At 59.6% G+C, this 12,997-nt stretch carries 16 protein-coding genes and 1 pseudogene; 10 read left to right on the top strand and 7 right to left on the bottom strand.

All coding sequences use genetic code 11. The annotated features are described in order from the left end of the window. Positions 1 to 9: 9 nt before the first annotated feature. Positions 10 to 897: an LOG family protein gene (locus ACK83U_RS00315; protein ID WP_112336651.1), complete on the top strand. Its 888-nt coding sequence runs from the start codon at positions 10 to 12 to the stop codon at positions 895 to 897. A gap of 71 nt (positions 898 to 968) precedes the next feature. Here ACK83U_RS00315 and ACK83U_RS00320 read toward each other — a convergent pair whose 3' ends face one another. After that, positions 969 to 1,649, bottom strand: a complete 681-nt coding sequence (locus tag ACK83U_RS00320; RefSeq protein WP_112609427.1) for a calcium-binding protein — start codon at positions 1,647 to 1,649, stop codon at positions 969 to 971. A 113-nt stretch (positions 1,650 to 1,762) separates the two neighbouring features. Then, positions 1,763 to 2,466 (bottom strand): annotated as a pseudogene (locus tag ACK83U_RS00325) (pyrimidine 5'-nucleotidase). 216 nt (positions 2,467 to 2,682) lie between these two features. Between ACK83U_RS00325 and ACK83U_RS00330 the strand changes: the two are divergent. Beyond that, the gene (locus ACK83U_RS00330; protein WP_112609428.1) at positions 2,683 to 3,453 is read left to right on the top strand and encodes an isocitrate lyase/PEP mutase family protein; all 771 of its coding nucleotides are present in this window, start codon (positions 2,683 to 2,685) and stop codon (positions 3,451 to 3,453) included. 66 nt (positions 3,454 to 3,519) lie between these two features. On the opposite strand, the gene argB is transcribed toward ACK83U_RS00330, so the two are convergent. Next, positions 3,520 to 4,407 (bottom strand): acetylglutamate kinase, encoded by an 888-nt coding sequence (argB, locus tag ACK83U_RS00335; protein WP_095433831.1) that lies wholly within the window; start codon positions 4,405 to 4,407, stop codon positions 3,520 to 3,522. A gap of 78 nt (positions 4,408 to 4,485) precedes the next feature. On the opposite strand from argB, the gene ACK83U_RS00340 reads away from it, so the two are divergent. The 4 genes from ACK83U_RS00340 to ACK83U_RS00355 all read left to right on the top strand — a co-directional run bounded on the left by ACK83U_RS00340 (position 4,486) and on the right by ACK83U_RS00355 (position 6,608). After that, the gene (locus ACK83U_RS00340) at positions 4,486 to 4,719 is read left to right on the top strand and encodes a hypothetical protein (RefSeq protein WP_162708066.1); all 234 of its coding nucleotides are present in this window, start codon (positions 4,486 to 4,488) and stop codon (positions 4,717 to 4,719) included. Continuing rightward, entirely contained in the window at positions 4,692 to 5,231 is a 540-nt protein-coding gene (locus ACK83U_RS00345; RefSeq protein ID WP_112609429.1) for a sigma-70 family RNA polymerase sigma factor, read from the top strand. Before ACK83U_RS00340 ends, ACK83U_RS00345 begins: the two co-directional genes overlap by 28 nt. Next, positions 5,228 to 5,941, top strand: a complete 714-nt coding sequence (locus ACK83U_RS00350; RefSeq protein WP_112336646.1) for an anti-sigma factor domain-containing protein — start codon at positions 5,228 to 5,230, stop codon at positions 5,939 to 5,941. The genes ACK83U_RS00345 and ACK83U_RS00350 overlap by 4 nt, the downstream gene beginning before the upstream one ends. Before the next feature lie 109 nt (positions 5,942 to 6,050). Next, positions 6,051 to 6,608, top strand: coding sequence for a fasciclin domain-containing protein (locus ACK83U_RS00355; RefSeq protein ID WP_112609430.1), 558 nt, complete (start codon positions 6,051 to 6,053; stop codon positions 6,606 to 6,608). A gap of 73 nt (positions 6,609 to 6,681) precedes the next feature. Here ACK83U_RS00355 and yihA read toward each other — a convergent pair whose 3' ends face one another. Next, positions 6,682 to 7,341 (bottom strand): ribosome biogenesis GTP-binding protein YihA/YsxC, encoded by a 660-nt coding sequence (gene yihA, locus ACK83U_RS00360; RefSeq protein ID WP_015338661.1) that lies wholly within the window; start codon positions 7,339 to 7,341, stop codon positions 6,682 to 6,684. Positions 7,342 to 7,463: 122 nt separating this feature from the next. Beyond that, positions 7,464 to 7,976, bottom strand: a complete 513-nt coding sequence (locus tag ACK83U_RS00365) for a DUF6428 family protein (RefSeq protein ID WP_112609431.1) — start codon at positions 7,974 to 7,976, stop codon at positions 7,464 to 7,466. 42 nt (positions 7,977 to 8,018) lie between these two features. Here ACK83U_RS00365 and ACK83U_RS00370 point away from each other — a divergent pair, with 42 nt between their 5' ends. From ACK83U_RS00370 to arsK, 4 genes are read left to right on the top strand one after another with little or no spacing between them, the layout of a single operon-like run. Next, a complete protein-coding gene (locus tag ACK83U_RS00370; protein WP_112609432.1) occupies positions 8,019 to 8,372 on the top strand; it encodes a metalloregulator ArsR/SmtB family transcription factor in 354 nt (117 codons plus the stop codon). Between the two features lie 25 nt (positions 8,373 to 8,397). Then, positions 8,398 to 9,099, top strand: a complete 702-nt coding sequence (locus ACK83U_RS00375; protein WP_112609433.1) for an aquaporin — start codon at positions 8,398 to 8,400, stop codon at positions 9,097 to 9,099. Beyond that, positions 9,096 to 9,524 (top strand): arsenate reductase (glutaredoxin), encoded by a 429-nt coding sequence (gene arsC / locus ACK83U_RS00380; RefSeq protein WP_112609434.1) that lies wholly within the window; start codon positions 9,096 to 9,098, stop codon positions 9,522 to 9,524. Before ACK83U_RS00375 ends, arsC begins: the two co-directional genes overlap by 4 nt. Beyond that, positions 9,481 to 10,692: an arsenite efflux MFS transporter ArsK gene (arsK, locus tag ACK83U_RS00385; RefSeq protein WP_162708067.1), complete on the top strand. Its 1,212-nt coding sequence runs from the start codon at positions 9,481 to 9,483 to the stop codon at positions 10,690 to 10,692. Before arsC ends, arsK begins: the two co-directional genes overlap by 44 nt. 89 nt (positions 10,693 to 10,781) lie before the next feature. On the opposite strand, the gene yidC is transcribed toward arsK, so the two are convergent. Then, positions 10,782 to 12,584: a membrane protein insertase YidC gene (yidC, locus tag ACK83U_RS00390; RefSeq protein ID WP_112609435.1), complete on the bottom strand. Its 1,803-nt coding sequence runs from the start codon at positions 12,582 to 12,584 to the stop codon at positions 10,782 to 10,784. Next, the gene (gene rnpA, locus ACK83U_RS00395; protein ID WP_015338668.1) at positions 12,584 to 12,985 is read right to left on the bottom strand and encodes a ribonuclease P protein component; all 402 of its coding nucleotides are present in this window, start codon (positions 12,983 to 12,985) and stop codon (positions 12,584 to 12,586) included. The genes yidC and rnpA overlap by 1 nt, the downstream gene beginning before the upstream one ends. Positions 12,986 to 12,997: the final 12 nt, after the last annotated feature.

Here is a 12,997-nt window from a genome sequence, read left to right on the forward strand (position 1 = left end):
CATGAATAGATGAGCAAGGGGAAGAACGGCAGGCTGAGGCGCAAGGACGGGGTCTGGGACCCGTTGAAGACGAGCTCGGCGGACAAGCAGCGAGCCGAGTCGGTGCCGCGCACGCCGCAGTCGATGTCGCCGTCCTACCGTCTTGCCTATGCCGATGAGGATTTCCTTTGCCGCGAGGAGCTGCGGCCGATCCGCCTGCAGCTGGAGTTGCTGAAGACCGAAATGTCTTTGGCCGAGCGTGGCATCAAATCGACCGTGGTCATGTTCGGCGGCGCGCGCATTCCCGCCCCCGGCGCCAATGCCTGGGCTGCCCGCAACGATGTGCAGCGCGCCAACCTGGAAGCCGCATCGGTCTACTACGAAGAGGCTCGCAAGTTCGCTCGGCTTTGCTCCCGCTATTCAGCCGGCTTCGACTTCCATGAATATGTCGTCGTCACCGGCGGTGGTCCCGGCGTGATGGAAGCGGGCAATCGCGGCGCGGCCGAAGAAGGGGCTCCCTCGATCGGCCTCAACATCGTGTTGCCGCATGAGCAGGCGCCCAACGCCTATGTGACGCCGGAACTCAGCTTCAACTTCCATTATTTCGCGATCCGCAAGATGCACTTCATGGTGCGCGCCAAGGCGATCGCGGTGTTCCCCGGCGGCTTCGGCACGCTCGACGAGCTGTTCGAATGCCTGACGCTCATTCAGACCGGCCGCATGGAGCGCCTGCCGCTTATTCTCTTCGGCGAAAAATTCTGGCGCAACATCATCAATTTCGAGGCGCTGGCCGAGTTCGGCACTATTGCGCCCGACGATGTGAACCTCATCAGCTTCGTCGATACCGCCGACGAAGCCTGGAAGATCGTTGCCGATTTCTACGAACACGACAACGGCCACCACGATAACGGCCACTGAAAACGGAAAGCCCGCCGTCGCAGAGGCGAGGGCGGGCTTTCGTTCATGGGTTTGTTGCCGGCGCTATCGGCTTAGAGCAGCGGTCGGCCCGGCATGTCGTCAAGGTTGACGACGCCATCGTGGTTGCGGTCCAGCCGGTCGAAGACCTTGCTCATGGCGTCTTCGGCTTCCTTCTTGCTGATCTGGCCGCTTTGATCGGTATCGGCAAAGCGGAAGATCATCGCTTCATGCATGAAGCGGCCATACGGTCTGTGATGGCGATGGCCTTCGCCGCCCTTGTCGTTGTCATTGTCGTTTTGAGCCTGGTCGGCCGGCGCCTGGTTGCCCTGCGCCTGATTACCCTGCGCCTGATTGCTTTGTGCCTGGTCGCCGCCTTGCGCCTGGCCATTTTGGGCCTGATCGCCATCCGCCTTGGCGTGTTCGACCCGCCACTGCTTCATCTGCTCCTGGCGGTAGGCGCGATATTCGCCGGGTGTGATTTCGCCGTCGTGGTTGACGTCGATCTGGTCGAAGATCTTGTCGACGCCTGCCTTGACCTCATCCTTGGTGAGCTTCGTGTCACCGGGATTGCCGAATTCCTTCAGCATGCGCACGTAAAGGACTTCGGGCGAAATATGCGGTTTGTGCCAGCGGCCGTGATGATGTCTGCCCCCACGGTCGCTATCATGCGAAGCGGCGAGCGCCACCTGTGCGGCACCGCTGAGAAGCAGGGTTGCAGAAAGTCCGGCCAGAAGAAGTTTTTTCCCGTTCATCGCTTTTCCTTTCGTGTCGAGGAATGGGCAAACGATACGGTTGGCGGTCAAAAACGGCCAATTAAACCTCTGTAAGGCGCATGAAACTTTCGTAACCCCGTTCTAATGAATGGTTAAACCAGCGCCTTCAGGAAAGCGGTGAGGTCGTCGGTCACGTAATCGATGTGATCGTCTTCGCCAGTCGTTCGTTCCCACCATTCGACGATCGTCGTCTCGAGATTTTGCGGTACGAGAAGCACGGTCTTCATGCCGAGCGCCTTGGGCACGGTGAGGTTGCGCGGTAGGTCCTCGAACATGACCGCCTTCTTCGTATCGACGCGATGGAGGCTCATGAACTTGTCATAGGTGCTGCCGGCAGGCTTCGGCACGTAGTCGGCAGCGACGATATCGAAAATGTCGTCGAAGCCGTCGAGGATGCCGAGTGCGCCGGCCGTCGCCTGGGCGTGTTTGACGCTGCCGTTGGTGAAGATGAACTTGCGTCCCGGCAACGCCTTGATGGCAGCGGCCAGCTCCGGCTGCGGTGTCAGCGCCGAATAGTCGATCGCATGCGCCTTTTCCAGGAAATCGTTGGGGTCGATGCCGTGATGGATCATCAATCCCTGCAGGGTCGTGCCGTGCTCGAGATAATATTGCTTCTGCAGCTTGCGGCGTCTTCACGCTCCATCTGCAAGAGAGCGGCGACATAGGCGGTCATGTTCTTGTCGATCTGCGCGAAGAGATCGACATGATGCGGATAAAGCGTGTTGTCGAGATCGAACACCCAATCGCGGATGCCGGCAAAATCTGAAGGTTCGGATAGCGTTTTTGTCTGGTTCATGCCCGTCTTATGGCACGCACGGTCGGCACGGGGGAAGGAAAATATTCATGCTGCTGCATCCCCGGCCATGGGGGAGATTGCCGTGCGATCCAATGCCGGCTATGATTTTACTATTGATTTCCGGGGTTTTACGCTATTTGCCATGTGAGGGAGAGCTGACGCTCTTTATGGTCGCGGAGGGGAAATCGCCCGACTGGGCTTTTCGGAGGGGATGCGATGGGTCAAGTGGAAAAGGCGCAGGAATTTGCGCGGCTGCACAAGAAGGGCGAGCCGCTGATCCTTTTCAATATTTGGGATGCCGGCTCTGCCAAGGCCGTCACAGAGGCTGGCGCGAAGGCGCTGGCGACGGGTAGCTGGTCGGTTGCCGCCGCCAACGGCTTCGGCGATGGCCAGGCCATTCCGCTATCATTGCTGGCGGTCACCGCCAGGCTGATTTCGGTGACGAGCCCGTTGCCGCTGTCGGTCGATTTCGAGGGCGGTTACGCCGTCGAACCCGAGGAGGTCGCCGCCAATGTCGAAAAGATCATGGATCACGGCGCCATCGGTATCAATTTCGAGGATCAGGTGATCGGCGGTCAAGGCGTTCATCCTATCGAGGTACAGGCGGCACGCATCCGCGCCATCCGCGAAATGGCCAATCGCCGGGAAATGCCCTTGTTCATCAACGCCCGCACCGATCTTTTCCTGCAGGAAAGCGATACGGCACATCATCAGCTCCTGCTGGACGACGCCTTTCAGCGCGCCGACGCTTTTGCCGAGGCCGGTGCCAGTGGTTTCTTCGCGCCGGGCCTGGTCGAACCGGATCTGATCGGCGCTCTTTGCGAGCGCTCGCCCTTGCCGGTCAACATCATGGTGCGCCCGGCGACGCCTGATAACGAGACGATGGCAAAACTCGGCGTCAGCCGCATCAGCTATGGGCCGGCTCCCTATCGTTCAGTCATGGGAATGCTGAAAAGCGAGGCCGAAGCGATCTACCGGCCGTCCTGATACGGCTGTCGGCACTTCGCAATCACATTTGCGGAGCGCCTGAATTTTCTCGATGAGTGCGCCCTATCACGGAACGATAAGCGTTCCCGCACCGTGCTCGGTGAAGATTTCGAGCAGTACGGAATGGGCCGTCTTGCCGTTGAGGATGACGACGCCCTGAACACCGGCCTTGATGGCGTCGATGCAGGTCTCCACCTTCGGGATCATACCGCCGGAAATTGTGCCGTCGGCGATCAGGGCATGGGCCTGGGCGACGGACAATTCCTTGATGAGCTGGCCCTGCTTGTCGAGCACGCCGGGAACATCCGTCAGGAACAGCAGGCGGGTCGCGCTCAGCGCTCCGGCGATCGCGCCGGCAAAGGTATCGGCATTGATGTTGTAGGTCGCGCCGTCGCGGCCGGGGGCAACAGGGGCAATGACCGGTATCATCTCGGACTTGGCAAGCAGGTCGAGCAGCGTACGGTCGACTTCGACCACTTCGCCGACGAAGCCGAGATCGAGCACGCGCTCGATGTTGGAGTCCGGGTCTTTGATAGTCTTGCGCGCCTTTTCGGCAAAAACCATGTTGCCGTCCTTGCCGCAAAGGCCGATCGCCCATTCGCCGGTCTGGTTGATCAGCGCGACGATTTCCTTGTTGATCGAGCCGGCGAGTACCATTTCCACGATCTCGACCGTCTTCTGGTCGGTGACGCGCAACCCGCCTTCGAATTTCGATTCAATGCCCATCTTCGTCAGCATGGCGCCGATCTGCGGGCCGCCGCCATGGACGACGATCGGGTTGACGCCGGACTGCTTCAGGAGCGCGATATCGGCCGCAAAGGCCTTGCCAAGCTCGACATTGCCCATGGCATGGCCACCGTATTTCACGACGATGGTCTTGTTTTCGTAACGCTGCATATAGGGCAGCGCCTGTGCGAGCAGGTTGGCTTGGAGTTCGCTTTGGGCTTCGGACATGGTGCACCCTTCGAAATTGTTCGCGGGCCTTTTATCTCAAGTTTTTGACAGAGGGAATAATGATCTCGGCAATAAAACATGTCGCGCGAAAGTGCGCAGCGGTTTTGCGGCGATGACATACATAAAATCAATTACCTGAACGCGAATGCCTATCTGAAAGATCGCGCTGTGCTTTCGTTGACGCTATGTCACATCAGCGTCGCCGAAATTGATGGTGCAGACGCATTTGCCGAAGTGATGTTTTCTTCTAAAGATGGTGCAGGCGTTGTACCCTGGGGATTTGGATGGCGAATGAGGAGACGGAAGCGCTGATCGGCCGCGTTGCCATGCGCGATCAGAAAGCCTTTGCCGCGCTCTACAAGCGTACCAGCCCGAAACTTCTCGGTGTTTGCCTGCGTATCGTCGGCAACAAGACAGATGCGGAAGAGGTTTTGCAGGAGGTCTATATCAAGGTCTGGCAGCGAGCCGAACAATTTGCTGTTGCGGAAGGGCCCGCGATGCCTTGGCTGACGGCAATAGCGCGCAATCGAGCCATCGATTTCGTGCGTGCACGCAAGCCGGTAGCCGATGAAATAGATAACGCCTACGATCTCGCCGACCTGGAACCCGGCCCCGAAGAGCAAGCAATCGTGAAGGGGGAGGGAAGGCGGATTGACAGGTGCATGGAAGAGTTGGAAGCTGATCGCGCGCGGGCTGTCCGCAGCGCCTATGTCGAGGGCTTGAGCTATCAGGAGCTCGCCGACCAACACGCTGTACCATTGAACACGATGCGCACCTGGCTGCGTCGAAGCCTGATCAGACTGAGAGAGTGCATGGACCGATGAGTACGCCCGATCAAAGCAAGGGAGGCCGCTCCCGCGACGAAGTCCTGGCCGGAGAATATGTGCTTGGCGTGCTCTCCCTGGAGGACCGGCAGAAGGTCGAGCGCCGGATGCGCAGCGATCGCCAGTTTGCCGCCATCGTCAGCCGCTGGGAACAGAACCTCTCGGAATTCAATGAGGAATATGAAACGGTGACGCCGTCTTCTTCGGTCTATCCGAAGATCGAGAAGCGGATTTTCGGTGACGTGGCATTCGGTGCCCAGCTCTGGAACTCCCTTTTGGTCTGGCGCTCGATGGCCTTCGGTTCGCTGTTCTTGGCGGCCGGCGTTCTCGTCTTTGCCATAACCAATGAAGGTGCCCTGCGCGGAACATCGGGCAAGCAATTGACGGCATCGCTTTCCGGTCAGAATAGCCCGATCACGCTCCTCGCCAATTATGACGTTGCCAATGGGCGTTTGAAGGTGACGCCGGTGGCTGCGGGCAAACCGGAAGAAAAGTCGCTGGAGCTCTGGCTGATTCGTGGCAGCGATCCCGCCGAGGCGCTTGGCGTTCTGCCGCAGGGCGGCGATGGTGAAATCGTCCTCCCGCCCGAGCTTCACAGTAAATTGACGGAGGGCGCAATCATCGCCGTCAGCGTCGAGCCCTTTGGCGGTTCGCCGACCGGCAAGCCGACGGGCGATGTGGTCGCTTCCGGCACGATCCATTTGCCCTGACGAATTTCTGCTCGCAAAAAGCGATCCAAGCTGAAACTGTTTGAAAGCCCGCTCCGTATCTTCTTCCGACCCCACCCGATAGGGGCAATAGAGAGGAAGAGGAGACGTTATGATCAAGACCGTATTTCGCATTGCTGCCGCAGCCGCAATGTTGTCAGTTGCGAGCAGCCTTGCCTATGCCAAGGACCCGATGGTCGGTGGTGCTGCGATGTATGCCAGCAAAAACATCATCCAGAATGCCGTGAACTCCAAGGACCACACGACCCTGGTCGCTGCCGTGAAGGCGGCCGGTCTCGTTGATACGCTTGAAGGCAAAGGCCCGTTCACCGTCTTCGCACCGACGAATGAAGCGTTCAACCAGCTGCCGGCCGGCACCGTCGAGACGTTGCTGAAGCCGCAGAACAAGGAGAAGCTGGTCAAAATCCTGACCTGCCATGTCGTGGCTGGTGATGACATGGCGGCGGCCATCCAGAAATGGGCAAAGAGCAAAGGCGGTGAGTACGATCTGAAGACTGTCGGCGGCTGCACGATCAAGGCTATGGCCAAGGGCGGCAAGCTGACGCTCACCGATGAAGCGGGCGGCACCGCTCACATCACAATCGCCGACGTCAAGCAGTCGAATGGCGTAATCCATGTCGTCGACAAGGTATTGTTGCCGAAGATGTGATCCTCATCGGCAACAGGCCGTCGTCTCCTGATACGAGGTCAGGGGCGGCGGCCTCATTGTATCGATGCGGTCTTCAAACCTGGATGCCGACCGTCAGGCCAATGGCTTCGCGCAATTCCTGAAGCCCAAGGCCCTTTTCCGAAGACGTCGCAAGAATGCCGGGATAGGCGGCCGGGCGCTTGCGGATTTTTTCGGCGGTATCAGCGAGCAGCTTCGGTATGCCCGCCTCCTTGATCTTGTCGGTCTTGGTCAGCACGATCTGATAGGAAACGGCGGCCTTGTCGAGAAGGTCCAGAACCTCCGCATCGTTCTTCTTGATACCGTGGCGGCTGTCGATCAACACATAGACGCGCTTCAGCGTCGTGCGCCCGCGCAGATAGTCGAAGACCAGCTTCGTCCAGGCGTCGACTTGATCCTTCGGCGCTTCGGCATAGCCGTAGCCGGGCATGTCAACCAGAGCCATCGGCGGCAGATCGCCAGCCTCGCCGGAAAAGCCGTCGGGAACGAAATAGTTGAGCTCCTGTGTGCGTCCTGGCGTATTCGACGTGCGCGCCAGTCCCTTATGCCCGACCAGAGCATTGATCAGCGAAGACTTGCCGACGTTGGAGCGGCCGGCAAAGGCGATTTCCGGCGGTCCTTCCGGCGGCAGAAATTTCATCGACGGCACGCCGCGAATGAAAATCCACGGACGCCCGAAAAGCGGCTTGTCGTCTTTTGTCGTCTGGTCTGCCATTCTCTCGATCTTTGCTTGGTTCCGTGGATTGGCTTCAAGCTTTTGTCCGCGAAAGTCAAGTTTGGATCGGCATTTGGCTTCATGCCGCCGAGCTTCGGTGTCGGCCAAGGAGCCGGTAATGGCTAGCCACAGCACTTGGCAGCATTCGCTGATCCACAGCAGGCTGCCGCTTGGGTCTGTTCTGCCAGCCACCGGTCAAGTGGTTTGCAGCTGGCTGCGCGGGCAATGAGCTCGATATAGACGGCATCGTCGCCGATAACAGGAGTTGATGCGCAGTAGAGCTGCATCGGCTGCACCCCGTCGCTCACCTCAAAGGTCAGCCTCGCGGAGCCGTCGAGCTGCACGTGCTCGGAAACTTTGCGGATGATAGGGGCGAATTTGCCCGCCGGCATATGCGTGCGGTTGCCTTCATCGATATCCCAAAGCTGCACGAAAATCTCAGCCCATGCTTCCGGGTTGGCCCCGCAGTCCAATGCCGAAAACTGCCCGGCCTTAACTTCTGTGACGTGATAGCCCGGCCTCACCGGCCGACCGTCATAGCGGAATACAAGGGGCAGATCGCCGGCAACGGCCAGAGTCTCAAGCAAAAGGCCGAGGTTGATATCCGAAGACCGGCTCTTGTCGATCGCATTCATTTGATGTACTCCATATTTCAACACTTAAAGGATTATTGAAATATGGATGAAGGTCAAGCCCTCGCTTCGTTCGGCGCACTCTCTCAAGAGACCCGCCTGCAGATCGTCCGCATGCTCGTCGTTGCCGGTCCTGATGGGATGGCTGCGGGCATGATTGCAGAGAAGCTCGAAGTATCGCCCTCGAATGTTTCGTTCCATCTGAAAGAACTGGATCGAGCCGGCCTCATTGGCCAGCAGCGGGAATCCCGCTCCATCGTCTACACCGCCAATTACGATGTGCTCGGAGGCCTTGTCCGCTTCTTGATGGAAGACTGCTGCGCGGGGCATCCGGAGGTCTGCGCGCAGGCGGCGCAAGTCGCCGCCTGCTGTGCGCCGGCTGTGAGAAACGTTCCATGAATATGCTGAGCCGGGGACCGAAACCATGACATCTTTTCCGCTTTCGCGCCGCCTTGTCTCGGAGGCTCTGGGCACGGGCCTTCTGGTCGCGACAGTCGTCGGTTCGGGTATCATGGCGGACAGGCTGACGAGCGATGCGGCGCTTGCGCTGCTCGCCAATACGCTGCCCACGGGCGCGATCCTCGCCGTGTTGATCATCGTCCTCGGTCCGATATCCGGCGCTCACTTCAACCCGGTGGTATCGCTCGTCTTTGCGATACGCCGCGAGCTCACCGCGATGTCGGCTTTGGGCTATGTCGTCGCGCAGATCCTTGGCGGAATTGCGGGGACGATCCTCGCGCATGCCATGTTCGAACTGCCGTTGCTACAGGCCTCGACAACCATCCGCAGTGGTGGCGCGCAATGGCTGGCCGAGGTGACGGCCACCTTCGGCCTCGTCTTCGTCATCCTCTCCGGCCTGCGGTTTCGCGCCGACGCCGTATCATGGCTGGTCGGCCTCTACATCACGGCTGCATACTGGTTTACCGCTTCCACCTCTTTCGCCAATCCGGCTGTCGCAATCGCCCGCTCGCTGACGAACACCTTCGCCGGCATCCGTCCTGTCGATCTGCCGGGTTTTATCGTCGCGGAAATCCTCGGCGCATTGCTGGCACTGACGCTTGCGAACTGGCTGCTGATAGATGCCCACAATCCTCAAACTCTCGCTGAAACGGAAACCGTCCCATGACCATGGATGTTACGATCTATCACAATCCCGACTGCGGCACTTCGCGCAACGCGCTGGCGATAATCCGCAATGCCGGCATCGAGCCGACCGTCATCGAATATCTGAGCAATCCGCCGAGCCGCGATGATCTCATCAAGATGATTGCCGATGCGGGTTTGACCATCAGGCAGGCGATTCGCGAAAAGGGCACACCGTATGCCGAGCTCGGCCTCGACAATCCAGACCTGACCGATGCCCAGTTGCTAGATGCTATGCTGAAGGATCCGATCCTGATCAACCGGCCGTTCGTCGTCACGCCCATGGGCACGCGTTTGGCTCGTCCTTCGGAAGTCGTCCTGGATATCCTGCCCGATACGCATAAAGGCCCGTTCACCAAGGAAGATGGCGAGCAGGTTCTCGACGCCGACGGCAAGCGCCTTGTCTGAACGCGTGCCGCTTCATGCCGTGTTTGCGCTCGGCGTTACACAAATCATCGGTTACGGCACCCTCTATTACAGTTTCAGCATACTTGCGCCCGATATGGCCATGCAGTTCGCATGGTCGAGCGAATGGGTCTTTGGCGCACTGTCGGTCGCGCTTCTGGCAGGCGGCCTTACCGCGCCGTGGTTGGGTGGGCTGTTCGACAGGATCGGTGCCGCACGGGTGATGACGATCGGCTCCTTCGTGGCGGCCGCAGCTCTGGCCGCGTGTGCCCTAGCGCCTAACAAGGCGGTCTACGTCGTCGCACTCATTGCGATCGAAGTTTCCGCCAATCTGGTCCAGTATGGCGCGGCCTTTGCGCTGCTTGTGCAACTCCGACCACAGGTCGCTTCCCGCAGCATCACCTATCTGACGCTGATTGCCGGGTTCGCCTCGACAATCTTCTGGCCGACAACCACGGCACTCCATGCGCATCTCGCCTGGCAGAACGTCTATCTGGTTTTCGCCGCCCTCAACCTCTGTATCTGCCTGCCAATCCACGCATGGTTGTCGCGTCAGGGATCCACGCAGGGCGCGAAGGCGTCGACTGTCGCCGCGCGCGTCGAGGGGGTGTTGCCACCTGCCCGCCGCCGCCTTGGCTTTGCGGTCATGGTTATGGGTTTTTCGCTGATGTCGCTCGTCAGTTCGGCCATTCTGGTGCATCTGGTGCCGCTGTTGTCCGGTCTCGGTCTCGGCGCGACCGCCGCTCTCGTGGGGACATTCTTCGGCCCGTCGCAGGTCGGCAGCCGCCTCATCAACATGGTGTTCGGCAAGAACCTGCCCGCACTCCATCTGGCCGTGATCGCCTCGATGCTGATCCCGGGCGGAGTGCTGGCGCTTCTGCTTTCTGCCCCCTCCGTACCCGGCGCCATGGCCTTCGCGATGATCTTCGGCATGGGCAACGGCCTCCTCAGCATCGTCACCGGCACGCTGCCTCTGCATCTTTTCGGCAGCGATGGCTACGGAAAGCTACAGGGGAAGATGATGGCGGCACGGCTGATCCTTTCAGCTCTCGCCCCGTTCGTCCTGGCCTTCGCGATGCAGAATATCGGTATCACGCCGTCACTCGCCATCGCGGCCGCTCTGGGTGGGCTTTCAATCGCTGCTCTATCTTCCATCGCAGCATTGCGATGACCGTTATTGGCGGCACATCGGTGCCGGAGTTCGCCGATGGCACCTGTCGCCACAAAAGAAAAAGCCCCACCGAAGCAGGGCTTTTGTCGTCATTTCGATGGCGCCGGTTTTCGTTTGAAGAGGCCCTTCAGATTGTCGAAGAGCTCCACCTTCACGCCATGGCGCTTCATGATGATCGACTGCTGGATGACCGAGAGGGTATTGTTCCAGGCCCAGTAGATCACGAGACCGGCCGGGAAGCTCGCCAGCATGAACATGAATACCAGCGGCATCCAGTTGAAGATCATCGCCTGGGTCGGGTCCGGCGGCGTCGGGTTCATGCGCATCTGGAAGAACATGGTGACACCCATGATCAGCGGCCAGACGCCGAGATGCAGAAAGGTCGGAGCCGCAAACGGCAGCAGGCCGAAGAGGTTGACGATCGAGGTCGGATCCGGGGCCGAAAGATCCTGGATCCAGCCGAAGAACGGCGCATGGCGCATCTCGATGGTGATGTAGATCACCTTGTAGAGCGAGAAGAAGATCGGGATCTGCAGAAGCACCGGCCAGCAGCCCGCGATCGGGTTGATCTTCTCTTCCTTGTAAAGCTGCATGGTCGCCTGTTGCAGGGCCATGCGGTCGTCGCCGAACTTGGCCTTCAGCTCCTCCATCTTAGGCTGCACGCGCTTCATATTCGCCATGGAGGCATATTGCCGGCTGGCGAGCGGGAAGAAGAGCGCCTTGACCACGATGGTGGTGCAGAGGATGGCGACGCCGAAATTGCCGAAGTAGCGGAAGAAGAAATCCATCAGCTTGAACATCGGCTTGGTGATGAAATAGAACCAGCCCCAGTCGATCAGGCGGTCGAAGCGCGGGATCGAGTAGCTGGTCTCATAGCGGTCGATGACCGGGACTTCCTTGGCGCCGGCGAAGACCAGGTTCTTCAGATCCTGCGACTGGCCGGGAGCGATGGTGACCGCATCCTGCTTGTAATCGGCCTGATAGCGCGGAGTGCCATCGGTAAAATGCGAGAAGCGGGCGTCATAGGCCGTCGACTGCGGCGGCACGATGGTCGCAGCCCAGTACTTATCCGTCATGCCGAGCCAGCCGCCGGTCGCCTTCGCGGGCGTCGTGGCTTCCTTTTCGGTCGAGGCGTATTTGGTTTCGATCAAACCGTCATCGCCGATGACGCCGATAAAACCTTCATGCAGGACGTAGGCGGAAGGCGTCTCAGGCTTGTTGTAGCGCGTGACGCGGCCGTAGCTCGACAGAGAAACTGGAGCCTGGCTGGCGTTGGCGATCTTGTCTGTGATCGTGAACATATAGCGATCGTCGACGGAGATCGTGCGGCTGAAGGTGATGCCCTTGTCATTGGTGTAGGAGAGCGTCACCGGCGTCTTGTCGGTTAGCTTGTCGCCGCTGGTAAGCTTCCACATGGTCGAGGGGCCGGGGACTGCGCCCGTCGCGTCGCTGCCGACATAGCCGAGTTCTGTGAAATAGCCGTCCTTGGTGTCGGCCGGGCTGAAGAGCGTGATGATCGGGCTGCTCTTGCTGACGGTCTCGTGGTAGGCCTTGAGCTGGAGGTCGTCGAAGCGGGCGCCTTCCAGATTGATGGAGCCGGCAAGCGCGGGTGTGTCGATGGTGACGCGCGACGAAGCCGTCTTGGCGACGGACTGCTCGAGAGTGAGAACCGTCGGCGCCGTCTGACCACCTGCGGGCAGCGAACCGTTCACGGCGGCACCCGTTGCGGGCGACTGCGTCGTCTGGGCTTGCTGCGCCTGCTGGTGCTGCTTGGCGGCCTGCTCGGCCTGACGCTGCGCTTCGAGGCGTGGGTTCATATAGAAAAACTGCCAGCCGAGAACAATCAGCACAGACAGTGCAATTGCAATGAAGTAATTGCGGTTGTTTTCCATCATACTTTCCTGGAGCGGTCCTTTTCCGACCGCCGGTGTTTCGGCCTGGTTTCGATGCGGCTTACGAGTTCGCTCGCCAGTTTTTCGAAAGGCGCGGTCAGCACCTCGCGTCGCGCGACAACCACATAGTCGTGTCCGGGCTGCATTGCAAATCCGGCGTGAAGCCGCACGGCTTCTTTCAGCCTGCGCCGCATGCGGTTGCGCTCCACCGCGTTGCCATGTTTTTTGGTAACGGTAAAACCGACGCGGGGTTCGGCGTCGGCGGTCTTGCGGTCCAGCATTTCGATGAGGAAGAAGCTGCCTCTGCGCTTCTCGCCTTCGCGGACTGCAAGAAACTGCGGCCGGCTTTTCAGCCGCCCGACAGTCTTTTTTGGTCGTTCATTCGTCAATTTGCCCGCCATCCTGGATTATCG

This window comes from Rhizobium sp. WW22, assembly GCF_047041135.1.
GTDB lineage: Bacteria > Pseudomonadota > Alphaproteobacteria > Rhizobiales > Rhizobiaceae > Rhizobium.

What these genes read in the sequence shown, in the direction of transcription:
- arsK (WP_162708067.1), top strand. Translation starts at nt 9,481, where the DNA reads ATGGCGAGCAGGTTCTCGACGCCGACGGCAAGCGCCTTGTCTGAACGC.
- ACK83U_RS00345 (WP_112609429.1), top strand. Translation starts at nt 4,692, where the DNA reads ATGGCGAATGAGGAGACGGAAGCGCTGATCGGCCGCGTTGCCATGCGC.
- ACK83U_RS00330 (WP_112609428.1), top strand. Translation starts at nt 2,683, where the DNA reads ATGGGTCAAGTGGAAAAGGCGCAGGAATTTGCGCGGCTGCACAAGAAG.
- ACK83U_RS00370 (WP_112609432.1), top strand. Translation starts at nt 8,019, where the DNA reads ATGGATGAAGGTCAAGCCCTCGCTTCGTTCGGCGCACTCTCTCAAGAG.
- ACK83U_RS00340 (WP_162708066.1), top strand. Translation starts at nt 4,486, where the DNA reads ATGTCGCGCGAAAGTGCGCAGCGGTTTTGCGGCGATGACATACATAAA.
- arsC (WP_112609434.1), top strand. Translation starts at nt 9,096, where the DNA reads ATGACCATGGATGTTACGATCTATCACAATCCCGACTGCGGCACTTCG.
- ACK83U_RS00355 (WP_112609430.1), top strand. Translation starts at nt 6,051, where the DNA reads ATGATCAAGACCGTATTTCGCATTGCTGCCGCAGCCGCAATGTTGTCA.
- yidC (WP_112609435.1), bottom strand. Translation starts at nt 12,584, where the DNA reads ATGGAAAACAACCGCAATTACTTCATTGCAATTGCACTGTCTGTGCTG.
- ACK83U_RS00365 (WP_112609431.1), bottom strand. Translation starts at nt 7,976, where the DNA reads ATGAATGCGATCGACAAGAGCCGGTCTTCGGATATCAACCTCGGCCTT.
- ACK83U_RS00320 (WP_112609427.1), bottom strand. Translation starts at nt 1,649, where the DNA reads ATGAACGGGAAAAAACTTCTTCTGGCCGGACTTTCTGCAACCCTGCTT.
- yihA (WP_015338661.1), bottom strand. Translation starts at nt 7,341, where the DNA reads ATGGCAGACCAGACGACAAAAGACGACAAGCCGCTTTTCGGGCGTCCG.
- rnpA (WP_015338668.1), bottom strand. Translation starts at nt 12,985, where the DNA reads ATGGCGGGCAAATTGACGAATGAACGACCAAAAAAGACTGTCGGGCGG.
- ACK83U_RS00350 (WP_112336646.1), top strand. Translation starts at nt 5,228, where the DNA reads ATGAGTACGCCCGATCAAAGCAAGGGAGGCCGCTCCCGCGACGAAGTC.
- ACK83U_RS00375 (WP_112609433.1), top strand. Translation starts at nt 8,398, where the DNA reads ATGACATCTTTTCCGCTTTCGCGCCGCCTTGTCTCGGAGGCTCTGGGC.
- ACK83U_RS00315 (WP_112336651.1), top strand. Translation starts at nt 10, where the DNA reads ATGAGCAAGGGGAAGAACGGCAGGCTGAGGCGCAAGGACGGGGTCTGG.
- argB (WP_095433831.1), bottom strand. Translation starts at nt 4,407, where the DNA reads ATGTCCGAAGCCCAAAGCGAACTCCAAGCCAACCTGCTCGCACAGGCG.